Here is a 12950-nt window from a genome sequence, read left to right on the forward strand (position 1 = left end):
TCCCGGTCGTACTTCTTCCGCTTCTCTGGCATCTCGATCCTCATTGTCGATGCCTCTACGGTCCGGGGGGAACCTCAACATCGAGCCGGCCGTCGTCGAGGATCAGTCCGAGGACCAGGTCGAGTCCGCCGAAGCAGAGCAGCGAGGCGGTGGTGCAGGTCCGGGAGGGCACTGCGGGGCGACTCATCAATCCAGCGCGACCGACCTGACCCCGCACATCGGCACTTCGGATAAGCCACTCCACGGACCTGCCCAACCGACGCTACAACCGGTCAGCCCCGCATCGAAAGAGCTCAGAACCGAAGGCCTTCATCAGGCCCCTTGACACAGAAGGGAGCCATGGTCGGGCGGAGCCCGAGTGGCGGCATGGTCGAGCGGAGCCCCATGGGCGCTCATCCGTCCGGTAGGTCGTCGCGGGACGCACGGGTTTGCCCACGAATGTTCCCCAGTCGCTCAATGGAATCTACATCGGCAACCGCGTCAACGATCATCTCGCGGATCAAGTCAGGGCTGTCGTCCGCAACCGCTGATTTTGGGGGCCCTAAGAGCCTGCGCAGAAGCCCGCCGAGTCTGGTCACAGTTACTCGACGCGCGAGACGCAGCGTTGGTTGACCGGTAAAGCGGCTCATCCCAATCGGGGGTGTAGAAGTTGGGGTCTGAAGCCGCCGGTCTCGAGCAGGCTTCGGGCGATGTAGTTGGTCAGGTTGCGGAACCCGAGTGCGGAGCCGCGCAGGTGTTCGAGCCGTCCGTTGAGCGCCTCGGTCGGCCCGTTGCTGGTGCCGGGTCGTTCGAAGTAGGCGAGCACGTCAGCGGCTCGCTTCTTCAGGGTCCGGCCCAGGGTGGTGAGCTCGGTGAGCACCTTGGGGACGCCGGCGCTGAGGTCGGTGATCAGCTTCTCCATGAGCTCGCGGCCACGTTGCCGGTCCTCGTGGCGATAGGCGGCGATCATGCGCTGGTAGACACCCCAGGTCGCCTCGACCTCGACGTGAGCGTCATCAACGAACAGCGCGCGTAGCCTGTCGCTCTGCTTGTCGGTGAGCAGGTCCGCGCCGGTGTGCAGCGTGCGCCGCGACTTGTAGAGCGGGTCGTCCCTGAACCCACGGTGCCCGTGGATCGCGAGTTGGACCCGGCGCCGACACCTGTCGAGGGCGTCACCGGCCAAGCGCACGACGTGGAAGGGATCCATCACCGTGACCGCGTCCGGGATCTCCTCTGCAGCGGCGGTCTTGAACCCGGTGAAGCCGTCCATCGCGACCACCTCGACCGCGTCACGGAAGGCGTCGTCGCGGTCGGCGAGCCAGGTCTTGAACGCCGCCTTCGACCGGCCCTCGACCATGTCCAGCAGCCTTGCTGGGCCGGCGCCATCGCGGACCGGGGTGAGGTCGATGATCACGGTGACGTACTTGTCGCCACACCTGGTGTGGCGCCAGACGTGCTCATCGACGCCAATGACCTTCACGCCCTCGAACCGCGTGGGGTCGTTGATCAGCAGCCGCTTGCCTTCGGCCAGGACCGCGTTGTTGGCGGTGTCCCACGCGACCTCGAGTCCCTCGGCGACACGGGCGACGGTGAGGTGTGCGACCACGATCCCTTCCAGCGCCCACCGCAGCCCGGTGCGCGAGAGCTTCGCGCGTGGCTCCGCCGCGGCGCTGGTGTCTTGACGCCACACGTGTCCGCAGTCGGCACAGCGGTAGCGGCGCACTACAACTTCCAGCACGGTCGGTCGCCAGCCCAGCGGCTCGTGGGCCAACCGCCGGATCACGGTGTCACGAGCAGCGCCTTCGCTGCCGCACCGTCGGCACCACTGATCTGGTTCCACCACGCGGCACGCGAGGACCGCACGATCCGGTTCAAGTCGTTGCCCGGTCACGCTCAGACCGAGGCCGTCGAGTCGAGCGAAGGCGGTCAGGTCAGGGCGGCCGAAGCCGGCCGGCGGGGTAGCGTCGGACACGTCGAGGTCTTTCGGATGGATGGCGTAGGAACCTCCGTCGTCGGGAGACCTCGACGTCTATCTGCGGACCGACGCGCCCGGCCGACCTACACCGTCATCTGGGAAGACCCCCATTACCTCCGTCAACTGTCGGATGCGTCGAAGGTCGTTCGGTGTCACCGGGACGTCGAATTCATACAGCTGCGTGCACAGCACTTCCAGTGCGACGCCCGCCTCACCGGCGCTGAGCAAATCTCTGACGTTCGTCACGTCCCTCGGCGACATTTGAGGGGCAAGACCTTCCAGCACATCTGCAATTTGATACTCGAGTTCGTTCATGTCGACCTCAGAACGGGTGAGCAGTGATAATTCCTTCGCCACCTGGCTCAAGAATGACTCGTACATCGATACCGTCGCGTCGGCCCTCGACTGCGAACCGCACAGGCCTTCCCTTCTTGGTGAATTCAGCACCGGTCCGGCCAGTGATCTGGCTCCACTCCAGGGATGGATCCGTGGCTATGTCTGACACCTCGTGCATGATCTTGTCACCAGACCACGACTCAGGGAAAGGCGTCTTGTCTTTGGCGCCGGGCCAGAGATGGCCACCACCAGTGGTGTCCCCTTCCAGGATGTGGACACGACGCTTCGAGGAGGAAAGGTCGACACTTCCGCAGTTGTGTACGAGTACCGCGGTGGACCCCACGTGGTACGTATGGAGGCCGTCGACCGTGAGGTTGTAGGCCGTCCCGCCTCGCCACGTGGAGTCATCCAACGGGCTCGACCTGCTGAGGCTCCCGTCCCAGCGCAGGAGCAGCTCACCGCCTCGAAGATCTTCGGCGTCCTTGAACCGTCCCTCGGTCTCGGACCAGAACGGGTGGTCCTCGGTCGTGGTGATCGTCTCGCCGTCGACCTTCAGATCCACCAGCGCATCGCGGTGCTTCCACACATGCGTGACCGTCCGCGGACCCTTCACCCCCGTCTTCGGGTCACTGGCCCAGACCTTGTCGCCGACCTTGACCTTCTCGATCGGCTTCTTGGACTTGTCCCCCATCAACACCAACGTGCGACCAGCGAACGAGTTCAACGAACACGCATGCTCACGCGGGCCCGAGCTCTTGCTGCTGCCCCCACCCCCGCGCCGCGGAGCCTCCGTCTTCGCACTCGCCTTGCGCGCGGCCCCACCGCCGCTCGGCGCGCTCTTCAGCCTCGCGGCATGCCCCTGCAGGACGAGCAGGCGGCCTGCGTCGCGAAGATCTATCTGACCGCCGACTTCTCGCCGAAGACCCGCAACGCCATCCTGGACGGCGAGCCGATCGCACCGCGCGACGCGAACGACCAGAAGACGCTGAACGACATCACGAAGAAGATCGCGGACGAGTGCCTCGCGTCGTGAGTCGCGACGGAGCTACGGGTCCGTGGCTGTCTGCGCGACCCACGACGTCGTCGGCGACCAGACGGCGACGACGAGGGTCCCGTCGGGGCGCAGGGCGGCGCGACGACCGAGCCACGCGGTCGAGTGCTCGAGCCTGCAGGTGGCATCGGACGGAGCGGACGCCACGTCGCGTTCCGTCCACTGCTCGAACCGTCGGGTGAGCTCGGCGCAGGTCAGGTCGGCGGCAGGCCAGGCCCGGATCACCTCCACCATCTCGTTCTCGGAGAGGTCGAGCGCTTCAGCTCCGTCCACCGGTCGGCTCGGCCCACGGACGGGGAAGCCGTCCACGGCCGCCTCGACCCGCTCGTCGGTGCGCAGCGCGACGATCCCCATCGGGACCGCGACCAGCACCGGCACGGCGGCCCCGGCGAGACACAGACCCACGCGCACCTCGCGCGTGCGCGGGGCGAGGAGGCCGAGGACCGCTGCGACGAAGAGACACCCGCTTCCCACCTGGGCACCCTTGATGATCCAGCCGGCCGCGGCCTCCGAGGCCGCCGCGCCCACCCAGATGCTCGCCACGAAGCAGACGGCCGGGACCGCCGCCGCGCCGAGGGCGACGGCCAGCACCGGCATCGGGCGACCCAGCGACTCGGCGTGCTGCGAGGCCGCCACGGCCCACCCGACCAGGCCGGTCAGGACCCCGATCGTCCCGGCCACCCCGACGTTCTCGACGCCGAGCGCCAGCGCGAGCAGGACGGCGGTCACCCCGGCGGGCAGGACTCCTGCTCGCACGAACCGCATCCACGCCTCGTCCCGCATCCCCGCACGCTAGCCGGACCGCGGGACCGGACGCGGCGTCGTCCGTCCAGGCTCGGACGTCCGCACCGCGGCGGTGCAGGACTCAGTCCCCGGGGCCCGCAGCGAGGAGCTGGGTCAACCACTTGGTGAGCAGCGCCGTCTCCTCCCCGCCGAGCAGGTCGCGCTGGGTGACGGCGTGCTCGAGCACGCGGCGCACGTCGGCCTGGAGGGACGACGGCGAGCTCGCGGAGCCGGTGATGGCCGCGATCGCCCCCTCGCGCACGGCCACGGAGAGGTCGCGGTCCTCGGTCGCGAGGATGATCTGGCGCAGGGTGACGCCGATGTTCGTGACGAGCACGTGCGCCGCCGCCTGCTCCGGGGACGTGCAGAGCCGTCCCTGCTGGTGCGCCTTCGTCGTCAGCTGGCGCAGCAGCTCGCTCGGCCGGGCCTGCGCCGCCGGCGAGCAACCGGGTCGCACCTTGCCGTACATCAGCGTGTAGAAGCCGGGGTTCCTCAGACCGAACGCGACATGGGCGTCCCAGCCGTCGCGGATGTCCTGGATCGGGTCGCCGGTACTCTCGGACGCCGACTTCTCGGCGAGGTAGAGGTCGAAACCGCGCTCGACGACGGCATCCGTCAGCCCCTGCTTGTTGCCGAAGAAGTGGTACAGCGTCGGCATCTGGACGCCGGCTGCAGCGCACACCGCCCGCAGGGAGACCTCCTCGCCGGGAGCGCTCGCGATCATCTCGGCGGCGGCGTCGAGCAGACGCGTCCGTGTATCGGCTCGCGTCTCGTCTGTCACGCCGCTACAGTACTCGTGTATCACTGATACGTATTTCTGTTCACCTGACATAGAAAGGTCGATCGTGGCCACGCACACTCTCGAAGGCAAGAACGTCCTCGTCGCCGGGGGCGCCAAGAACCTCGGCGGTCTCATCAGCCGCCAGGCCGCCGCCGAGGCGGGCGCGAACGTCGCGCTGCACTACAACTCCGCGACCACCCGCTCCGACGCCGAGGAGACTCTCGCGGCGGTCGAGGACGCTGGCGTCAAGGGCGTCGTCCTCAGCGGCGACCTCACCGTCCCCGACAACGTCGCGACGCTGTTCGCCGAGGCCGAGTCGGCTCTGGGCACCATCGACGTCGCCATCAACACCGTCGGCAAGGTGCTGCGCAAGCCCATGGCGGAGACGACCGAGTCCGAGTACGACGCGATGTTCGACATCAACAGCAAGGCGGCCTACTTCTTCATCAAGGAGGCCGGCCGGCACCTGGCCGACGGCGGCAAGGTCATCACCATCGTCACCTCGCTGCTCGGCGCCTTCACCGACGGCTACTCCACCTACGCCGGCGGCAAGTCACCCGTCGAGCACTTCACGCGCGCCGCGGCCAAGGAGCTCGCCGATCGAGGCATTTCCGTGACGGCGATCGCGCCTGGCCCGATGGACACGCCCTTCTTCTACGGCCAGGAGACGCCCGAGCGGGTCGAGTTCCACCGCTCGCAGGCGATGGGCAACCAGCTGACGCAGATCGAGGACATCTCCCCGATCGTCCGCTTCCTCGCCACCGACGGCTGGTGGATCACCGGCCAGACCATCTTCGCCAACGGCGGATACACCACTCGCTGACCCCCCAGGAGACCTCTCATGACCGCACCGAACCTGCCAGAGCCCGTCGCCTCCTTCGTGGCGACCGTCAACCGCCACGACGACGCGGGGTTCCTCGACGCGTTCGTCGACGGCGCCGTCGTCGACGACTGGGGTCGCCTCTTCACCGGCCGCGACGAGATCAAGGCGTGGAGCGACCGGGAGTTCATCGGCTCCCACGGCGTGCTGACCGTCGAGGAGGTCAGCCTCCAGGGCGACACCCAGGTCACCGTCGTGGGCGACTGGCGCTCCAGCCACGCCAACGGTCGCTCACGGTTCGTCTTCGACGTCGAGGGCGACCTCCTCGGCCGCATGACCATCCGCGAAGGCTGAGCACCGGACCGGGGCCCGGACGCGTCCCGGTGTCGCCTCAGTGACCCAGGACCCCGGCGCTCTCCTCGACCCGCCGACGCAACAGGACCGCTAGGGTCGAGACATGCGCGGAATCATCCTGGCCGGGGGCACAGGGTCTCGACTGCATCCCATCACCCGAGGCATCAGCAAGCAGCTCGTGCCGGTGTACGACAAGCCGATGGTCTACTACCCGCTGTCCACCCTGATGCTCGCGGGCATCCGCGACATCCTCGTCATCACCAGTCCTCACGAGGCAGAGCTGTTCGTGCGCCTCCTCGGCGACGGCAGCGCGTTCGGGGTCGACCTCAGCTATGCGGTGCAGCCGACGCCCGACGGCCTCGCCCAGGCCTTCCTCATCGGAGAGTCGCACCTCGGCCACGAGACGGCAGCGCTGGTCCTCGGCGACAACATCTTCCACGGGACGGGCATGGGCTACCAGCTGCGCCGGCACAGCCAGACCCAGGTGGCGGCGATCTTCGGGTATCGCACCTCCACCCCGCAGGCCTACGGGGTGGTCGAGATCGGGGAGGACGGCCGGGCGATCTCTCTCGAGGAGAAGCCCCAACGACCGCGGTCGCCCTACGCGGTGCCGGGTCTGTACTTCTACCCCGACGACGTGGTCGATCACGCCAAGGCCCTCAAGCCCTCAGCCCGAGGCGAGCTCGAGATCACCGACCTGAACCGCCTCTACCTCGAGGAGGGCCGCCTGCACGTGGAGGTCCTGCCCCGCGGTACCGCGTGGTTCGACACCGGCACCTTCGACTCGCTCAACGATGCCTCGAACTTCGTGCGCACCATCGAGGCGCGCCAGGGCACCCTCGTCGGGTCGCCGGAGGAGGTGGCCTGGCGTGTGGGCTTCCTCTCCGACGCCGAGCTGCTCGAACGTGCCGAACAGCTCTCCTCGAGCAGCTACGGACCCTACCTGCGCGCCCTGCTCGACGAGGGTGACGACGCCCACGACCCCTACCGCGTCTGACGAGCCCTCATGACCACCAGCGTGCCGTTCCTCGACCTCGACGCGGCCTACCTCGAGCTTCGTCCCGAGATCGACGCCGCCGTGGGCGAGGTCCTCGCGTCCGGGCGCTACCTGCTCGGCGCCCAGACCGAGGCGTTCGAGACAGAGTTCGCCGCAGCGTGCTCCGCCGCGCACTGCGTCACGGTCGGCAGCGGCTGCGACGCACTGGAGCTCAGCCTGACCGCGCTGGGTGTCGGCCCTGGCGACGAGGTCGTCGTCCCCGCCCACACGTTCATCGCCACCTGGCTCGCCGTCTCCCGCTGCGGAGCCCGCCCCGTGCCCGTGGAGCCGTCGCCCGGCAGCTATCTCGTCGACCTCGAGGCGGTCGAGGCGGCGATCACGCCGCGGACGGCGGCCATCCTCGCGGTGCACCTGTACGGCGAGGTCGCCGATCTCACCGCGCTCCGCCGCGTCGCGGACCGTCACGGCCTCGCCCTCGTCGAGGACGCGGCACAGAGCACGGGCGCTCGCGGACGCGACGGCGCGGTCGTCGGCTCCGGCTCCACCGCCGCTGCGTTCAGCTTCTACCCGGGCAAGAACCTGGGTGCCCTGGGGGACGGAGGGGCCGTCGTCACCGACGACGACGAGCTGGCTCGGCGTGTCCGCCTGCTGCGCAACTACGGTTCTGTCGCCAAGTACGCGCACGAGGTCCGGGGCACGAACTCACGACTGGACGAGATCCAGGCCGCCGTGCTGCGCTCGAAGCTGCCGCTGCTGGACGCCTGGAACGCTCGCCGCTCCGCGATCGCCGCGCTCTACCTCGACCGGCTGGAGGAGGCGACGGGCGTTCGCGTCCCCCCACACGACCAGGGAGACTCCGCCTGGCACCTCTTCGTGATCCGCTGCGACGACCGTACGACCTTGCAGGGAGAGCTCACCCGTCACGGAGTCGAGACGCTGGTCCACTACCCGACCCCGGTGCACCTGAGCCCCGCCTACGCGGACCACGGTTACCGACCAGGATCCTTTCCTCGCGCCGAACGCCTGGCTGACGAGGTGCTCAGCCTGCCGATCGGGCCGCACCTCGCACTCCCGACGGCCGAGCTGGTGGCCGAGCTGGTGGCCGAGCTCGCGGCGCAGCACTAGGGCTCGCTGCCCTCAGCCACTGTCCCTGGACCCGACCCCGGCAGCAGCCCACGAGCGTGGGCCTGGGCGAAGGACATCGCCGCCTCGTCACGAGCGGAGAGCACAACCGGCACGTCGGTGGGCCACGGCAGGGCGAGATCGGTGTCGAAGGGGTCGATCGCCAGCTCGAGCTCCGCCTCGTACGGGGTGCTCACGAGGTAGGACATGATCGTGCCAGGCTCGAGCGCCATGAAGGCATGAGCGGTCCCGATCGGGAAGTACAGCGCGTTGCATGCCACCGGGTCGAGCTCCACGGCCTCCCAGCTGCCGAAGGTCGGCGAGTCCGTGCGCACGTCGATCATGATGTCGAGCGCGCGCCCGGCGGCGCAGTGGACGTACTTCGACTGACCCGGCGACGCCGTGAAGTGGACTCCGCGCAGGACGCCGCGCTCAGACACGATGTGGTTCGTCTGGGCCACCGGGAACCGGTGTCCGACGGCGGCGACGAACGCCTCGTCCTGCAAGGGGGAGGCGAAGACTCCGCGAGCGTCCTGGTGCACCGTCGGCGTGAACTCCCAGCCTCCGGCGACGCGCAGCCGACGTGCTCGCACCGTTCAGCTCGCCCTGACGAGCCCGCGAAAGCGTCCCCAACCGTCGGCGACATCCTGGTCGAGCTGGTTCAACCGCGCGGTCACCGACTGGTCGAACCCGTCGAGGAAGTACTCGTCGCCTGCGACTGGCTGCACCTCACGACCTGACTCGACGAACTCCCGCAGCACGTCGTGCAGACTGCGGTCGGACGTGACCCGGCCGGCGACGTACCGGTGAGCACCCTCGAGGTCGGGGAAACCTGCCTCCCGGTACAGGTACACGTCGCCGAGCAGGTCGACCTGCACCGCGACCTGCGGGTGTGCCGCCGGCCTCATGGTGTCCGGCCGGATGCGCAGGAGCTCCGCATCGACTCCCCGGTGCAGGCTCTCGAGCGCGTATCCGAGGTCGATCGTCATCTCCGGCGTGTGCCGCTCGGCGTACTCGACGAACGCGTCGAGGCCGTGCAGCAGCTCCTCGCGCTCCTTCCCGTCGAGCCGTCCATCCTCTCGACCGCTGTAGTCCTCGCGGACGGTCACGAAGTCGAGGGGGCGGTCTGGGCTGGACTCGTTCAGCTCGGCGATGAAGTCCACGAGGTCGATCAGGCGCCCGGTACGCCCGGGCAGGATGATGTGGTTGAACCCGAGCCTGATGTCGCTGCCGCGCTCCTGCCGCTGGTGCATGAACCTCTGCAGGTTGGCCTTGACACGACTGAACGCGCCCTTCTTGGTCGTGGTCTGCTCGTACTCCTCGTCGTTCAGCCCGTAGAGCGAGGTCCGCAAGGCTCCGAGGTCCCACACTCCTGGCTGCCTGGAGAGGGTCGCGTCGGTGAGGGCGAAGGAGTTCGTGTACATGGTCAGGTCGAGACCACGACCAGCAGCCTGGGTGATCAGCTCGCCCACCCCGGGATTCGTCAACGGTTCCAGTCCACCCGACATGTACATGGTGGTGCCGCCGTCGTTCGGCACCTCGTCGATCACGGCGGCCAGGATCTCGTTGCCGGGGGAGAGCGCGTCCGCGGCGTACCGGGCGCCGGTCACGCGCACGCAGAAGTGGCAGCGGAACATGCACGTGGGACCCGGGTACAGGCCGACGCTCACCGGGAACGCGAACCGACGCTCCACCGCGGCATCGAGTGCTCCCGCCGCGTTGAGCGGCTTGATCGTGTTGCTCCAGTACTTGCCGGCGGGACCCTGCTCCACGGCGAGGGCGAGCTCGGGCACGCTGTCGAACAGGTGGAGCAACTCCGCGAAGGCCTCACGGTCGAGACCCATCGTGCGGCGCGTCTGCTCGAGCGGCGTGAACGGATGGGCCCCGTAGTGGGAGACGATCGTCGCGAGGTGAGCGGCCTTCTGCTCGACGCCCTCCTCGCACAGCACGCTGATCCGCTCGGCGATCACCTGACGTGCCACGTCGTGGTCGACGTCGGGCCGTGCGACGTCGAGGACGCTCATCTTGGTCTCCATGGGAATCGGCAGCCTCCTGCTAGGGGGTCTAGGTCGGTGTGCTCGTCGCGGACGCCAGGCGACCGGCGACCTGCTCACCGTTCGCGACGACGAGGCGAAGCACGTCGCAGATCCGTCGGATGTCCTCGCTCGAGACCGCAGGACCGGTGGGGAGGGCCACGACCTGCGAGGCCAGCCACTCGGCGTTCTCGATGCGTTGCGGCGGATCTGCGCGGTAGGGCGCCATCAGGTGGCACGGCGGCGAGAAGTAGGGCTTGGCGACGACCTGCTCGGCCGCGAGCACCGCGATGATCCCGTCACGGTCGACACCTGCCTGAGCGCCGTCCACCGAGACGATCACGTACTGGTAGTTGCTGGACTCCTCGCCGTCGAGCTCGTGCACGCGCAAGCCCTTGACCCCTCGGAGCTCCCCGGCGTAGAGGTCGTGGTTGAGCCGGTTGTGCTCGCACACCGCGGGAAAGGCGTCCAGCGACGTCAGACCCATCGCAGCCGACGACTCGCTCATCTTGGCGTTGGTGCCCATGAGCTCGACCTGGCCACCCTGGCCCAGCCCGAAGTTGTGCATGCTCCGCGCCCGGGCAGCCAGCGTGTCGTCGTTCGTCACCAGGGCACCGCCCTCGAAGGACGTGACGACCTTCGTCGCGTGGAAGCTGAAGACCTCAGCGTCGCCGAAGCCACCCGCACGTCGGCCGTCACGCGTGCACCCGAGGGCATGCGCCGCGTCGTAGATCATCGTCAGTCCGTGGTCGTGGGCGAGCCGGTCCAGCTCGTCGACGGGGGCGACCTGTCCCCACAGATGGACCCCGACGACCGCGCCCGTGCGCTCGGTGATCCGACGCTTGACGTCGTCCGGGTCGACGAGCCCGGTGACCGGGTCGACGTCACAGAAGACCGGCTCGAGGCCGATCCAGGCAGCCGCGTGGGGCGTGGCCGCGAACGTCATCGCCGGCATGATGACCTCGCCGCGGACTCCTGCAGCGTGCAACGCGAGCTGCAGTCCGACCGTGGCGTTGCTCGTCGCCACGCAGTGCCGGACCCCAGCGACCTCGGCCACCTCGGCCTCGAACTCGCTGACGAGGGGTCCGCTGTTGGTGAGCCACTCGTTGTTCAACACCCATGCCATGCGCGACTCGAAGCGTGCGCGGTCACCGATCGAGGGACGCCCGACCGTCACGGTGTTGAGGAACGCTGCGGGCCCGCCGAAGAGTGCGAGGTCGTCGATCGTGCGCTTCACGGGTGCTCCTCCTGCGCCAGGGCGAGAGCGCACGCCATCAGGGTGCGCAGCTCCACGGTCACGTAGTTCTCACGCGCGAGCAGGTCCCCGACCTCGCCGAGCGTCACCCACCGGTGGTCGGGAGAGTCGGATGCGTCGAAGGTCGAGGGGACCTCCACGATCACGTACCTGTTCTGGATGCGGAAGAATCGCCCTCCCTCCTCGGACTGCCACGCGTCGTAGAGGACCGACCCAGGATCGGCAGCGGCGACCACGTCCAGGTACCGAGGCGCCGCCGACTCCGGCAGGTCGGCGTAGTTCGCAGGTTGGCAGTGGACGGTCGGCGCGAGCTCCGCGACCTCGAAGCCACCGGCCTGCGTGCGCATCTGCACGAGCGCCAGCAGCACTCCGTCCACCTCGGTGACCAGCAGGGCGAGCAGTCCCGGGCTGGCCGCAGCCACGATGGGCTGGGACCACGAGGCGACCTCGCGCCCGCTGGCGGTGACGGTGATCCCGAAGACCGAGAAGTACTTGCCGTCCACGTGCTCGATGGCGTCGTCCCCGAACACCCAGCCGGAGGTCACCGTGTCGCTCAGCGGACGAAGACGTTGCACGAGCTCGCGCTGGGACCGGACGTCCGTCACCCAGCGTCGCAGCTCGCCACGGGGCCGCGGCCCCGTGGCGAGCGAGCGGCGCAGTGCCGGCCACCGGGCGGCCGGTGCGCGATCGGCGGCTCGCACCGGACCGAGTCGACCTGTGGTCGGGAGGCACGAGATCACGCTGCGCAGGTCCATGTTGACCACGTTGTCGACGAGCAGCGCCGAACGGAGCACCGACAGCGGCGTCCACCGGAAGTCAGGATGCGGCTCGACGTCCTCCGTCACCTCGACGACGAGGTTCCTGTTCCGCTTGCGCAGGAACCACGAGCCCTGCTCCGACTGCAGGACGTCGAGGAGCACCCGACCAGGCGTGGCGTCGTTGACGTGCTCGATGTAGCGAACCGCGCTGCCACGGTGGACGCCGACGACGTTGCTGCGCGTGGCCTGCACGGTGGGCGAGAGCTGGGCCTTTCCCAGGTTGCCCGGCTCGATCTTCGCCTGGACCAGGGCGTGCATGACGCCGTCGACCTCACGGACGAGGAGAGCGAGGAACCCCACCTCGGGCTGCAGCAGGATCGGCTGGGACCACTCACGCTGCCAGCCGTGGTTGGTCGAGACGGAAAGTCCCTCGACGGAGAAGAACCGGCCGGAGTCGTGCCGGATCGCGCCGTGGACATCGTCGACCGACCAGTGCGCGAGGTCGGCGAACGCGGTGCGCTCGACACTCATGTGCCGAGCCTCGGCGCGTTCGGCGAGCCACCCGAGGAGCTCGTCACGCGGACTGCTCCCGTCGACCTCGAGCAGTGTCCCCGGCCCGGTCGGGTCCGTCCGCGCCGGCGCAGATGGATGCTCCATCGGTGGACGCCCCTTCCTCCGCTGGTCCGATCGTGCAGGTGAGCCTAGC

Annotated in this window: 14 protein-coding genes; 5 read left to right on the forward strand and 9 right to left on the reverse strand. The window is 68.7% G+C overall.

Translation table 11 applies throughout. The annotated features are described in order from the left end of the window. Window positions 1-625: 625 nt before the first annotated feature. The 3 genes from AC3WRM_RS17390 to AC3WRM_RS17400 are packed head-to-tail and all read right to left on the reverse strand — an operon-like array spanning window position 626 to window position 2981. Window positions 626-1951 (reverse strand): ISL3-like element ISPfr2 family transposase, encoded by a 1326-nt coding sequence (locus AC3WRM_RS17390; RefSeq protein ID WP_492248326.1) that lies wholly within the window; start codon window positions 1949-1951, stop codon window positions 626-628. A 57-nt stretch (window positions 1952-2008) separates the two neighbouring features. Beyond that, window positions 2009-2269, reverse strand: coding sequence for a MafI family immunity protein (locus AC3WRM_RS17395; protein ID WP_492248325.1), 261 nt, complete (start codon window positions 2267-2269; stop codon window positions 2009-2011). A gap of 7 nt (window positions 2270-2276) precedes the next feature. Next, complete coding sequence (locus AC3WRM_RS17400; protein WP_492248324.1) at window positions 2277-2981, reverse strand: polymorphic toxin-type HINT domain-containing protein; 705 nt, start codon at window positions 2979-2981, stop codon at window positions 2277-2279. Window positions 2982-3143: 162 nt separating this feature from the next. Between AC3WRM_RS17400 and AC3WRM_RS17405 the strand changes: the two genes are divergently transcribed. Further along, a complete protein-coding gene (locus AC3WRM_RS17405) occupies window positions 3144-3323 on the forward strand; it encodes a hypothetical protein (protein WP_492248323.1) in 180 nt (59 codons plus the stop codon). Between the two features lie 12 nt (window positions 3324-3335). Here AC3WRM_RS17405 and AC3WRM_RS17410 read toward each other — a convergent pair whose 3' ends face one another. Together AC3WRM_RS17410 and AC3WRM_RS17415 are read right to left on the reverse strand one after the other, a co-directional pair. Continuing rightward, entirely contained in the window at window positions 3336-4124 is a 789-nt protein-coding gene (locus AC3WRM_RS17410; protein WP_492248322.1) for a hypothetical protein, read from the reverse strand. Between the two features lie 82 nt (window positions 4125-4206). Further along, window positions 4207-4905 (reverse strand): TetR/AcrR family transcriptional regulator, encoded by a 699-nt coding sequence (locus AC3WRM_RS17415; RefSeq protein WP_492248321.1) that lies wholly within the window; start codon window positions 4903-4905, stop codon window positions 4207-4209. A gap of 64 nt (window positions 4906-4969) precedes the next feature. Between AC3WRM_RS17415 and AC3WRM_RS17420 the strand changes: the two genes are divergently transcribed. The 4 genes from AC3WRM_RS17420 to AC3WRM_RS17435 all read left to right on the forward strand — a co-directional run bounded on the left by AC3WRM_RS17420 (window position 4970) and on the right by AC3WRM_RS17435 (window position 8201). Further along, window positions 4970-5728 (forward strand): SDR family oxidoreductase, encoded by a 759-nt coding sequence (locus AC3WRM_RS17420; protein WP_492248320.1) that lies wholly within the window; start codon window positions 4970-4972, stop codon window positions 5726-5728. 18 nt (window positions 5729-5746) lie between these two features. Further along, window positions 5747-6079, forward strand: a complete 333-nt coding sequence (locus AC3WRM_RS17425; protein WP_492248319.1) for a nuclear transport factor 2 family protein — start codon at window positions 5747-5749, stop codon at window positions 6077-6079. Between the two features lie 103 nt (window positions 6080-6182). After that, a complete protein-coding gene (gene rfbA / locus AC3WRM_RS17430) occupies window positions 6183-7076 on the forward strand; it encodes a glucose-1-phosphate thymidylyltransferase RfbA (RefSeq protein WP_492248318.1) in 894 nt (297 codons plus the stop codon). Between the two features lie 9 nt (window positions 7077-7085). Then, window positions 7086-8201, forward strand: coding sequence for a DegT/DnrJ/EryC1/StrS family aminotransferase (locus AC3WRM_RS17435; protein WP_492248317.1), 1116 nt, complete (start codon window positions 7086-7088; stop codon window positions 8199-8201). On the opposite strand, the gene AC3WRM_RS17440 is transcribed toward AC3WRM_RS17435, so the two are convergent. From AC3WRM_RS17440 to AC3WRM_RS17455, 4 genes are read right to left on the reverse strand one after another with little or no spacing between them, the layout of a single operon-like run. Continuing rightward, a complete protein-coding gene (locus AC3WRM_RS17440; RefSeq protein WP_492248316.1) occupies window positions 8198-8791 on the reverse strand; it encodes a dTDP-4-dehydrorhamnose 3,5-epimerase family protein in 594 nt (197 codons plus the stop codon). The two genes, AC3WRM_RS17435 and AC3WRM_RS17440, sit on opposite strands and share 4 nt — an antisense overlap. Before the next feature lie 3 nt (window positions 8792-8794). Next, window positions 8795-10222, reverse strand: a complete 1428-nt coding sequence (desII, locus tag AC3WRM_RS17445) for a dTDP-4-amino-4,6-dideoxy-D-glucose ammonia-lyase (RefSeq protein ID WP_492248315.1) — start codon at window positions 10220-10222, stop codon at window positions 8795-8797. A gap of 40 nt (window positions 10223-10262) precedes the next feature. Further along, the gene (locus AC3WRM_RS17450) at window positions 10263-11468 is read right to left on the reverse strand and encodes a dTDP-4-dehydro-6-deoxyglucose aminotransferase (protein WP_492248314.1); all 1206 of its coding nucleotides are present in this window, start codon (window positions 11466-11468) and stop codon (window positions 10263-10265) included. Beyond that, complete coding sequence (locus AC3WRM_RS17455; protein ID WP_492248313.1) at window positions 11465-12901, reverse strand: NDP-hexose 2,3-dehydratase family protein; 1437 nt, start codon at window positions 12899-12901, stop codon at window positions 11465-11467. Before AC3WRM_RS17455 ends, AC3WRM_RS17450 begins: the two co-directional genes overlap by 4 nt. Window positions 12902-12950 lie beyond the last annotated feature (49 nt).

It is taken from the genome of Aeromicrobium sp. EU05-FHT14F07 (genome assembly GCF_058790455.1).

Excerpts from the sequence above, each read along its gene's own strand:
- AC3WRM_RS17395 (WP_492248325.1), bottom strand. The coding sequence starts at position 2,269 with ATGAACGAACTCGAGTATCAAATTGCAGATGTGCTGGAAGGTCTTGCC.
- AC3WRM_RS17400 (WP_492248324.1), bottom strand. The coding sequence starts at position 2,981 with ATGGGGGACAAGTCCAAGAAGCCGATCGAGAAGGTCAAGGTCGGCGAC.
- AC3WRM_RS17405 (WP_492248323.1), top strand. The coding sequence starts at position 3,144 with ATGCCCCTGCAGGACGAGCAGGCGGCCTGCGTCGCGAAGATCTATCTG.
- AC3WRM_RS17410 (WP_492248322.1), bottom strand. The coding sequence starts at position 4,124 with ATGCGGGACGAGGCGTGGATGCGGTTCGTGCGAGCAGGAGTCCTGCCC.
- AC3WRM_RS17425 (WP_492248319.1), top strand. The coding sequence starts at position 5,747 with ATGACCGCACCGAACCTGCCAGAGCCCGTCGCCTCCTTCGTGGCGACC.
- rfbA (WP_492248318.1), top strand. The coding sequence starts at position 6,183 with ATGCGCGGAATCATCCTGGCCGGGGGCACAGGGTCTCGACTGCATCCC.
- AC3WRM_RS17435 (WP_492248317.1), top strand. The coding sequence starts at position 7,086 with ATGACCACCAGCGTGCCGTTCCTCGACCTCGACGCGGCCTACCTCGAG.
- desII (WP_492248315.1), bottom strand. The coding sequence starts at position 10,222 with ATGAGCGTCCTCGACGTCGCACGGCCCGACGTCGACCACGACGTGGCA.
- AC3WRM_RS17455 (WP_492248313.1), bottom strand. The coding sequence starts at position 12,901 with ATGGAGCATCCATCTGCGCCGGCGCGGACGGACCCGACCGGGCCGGGG.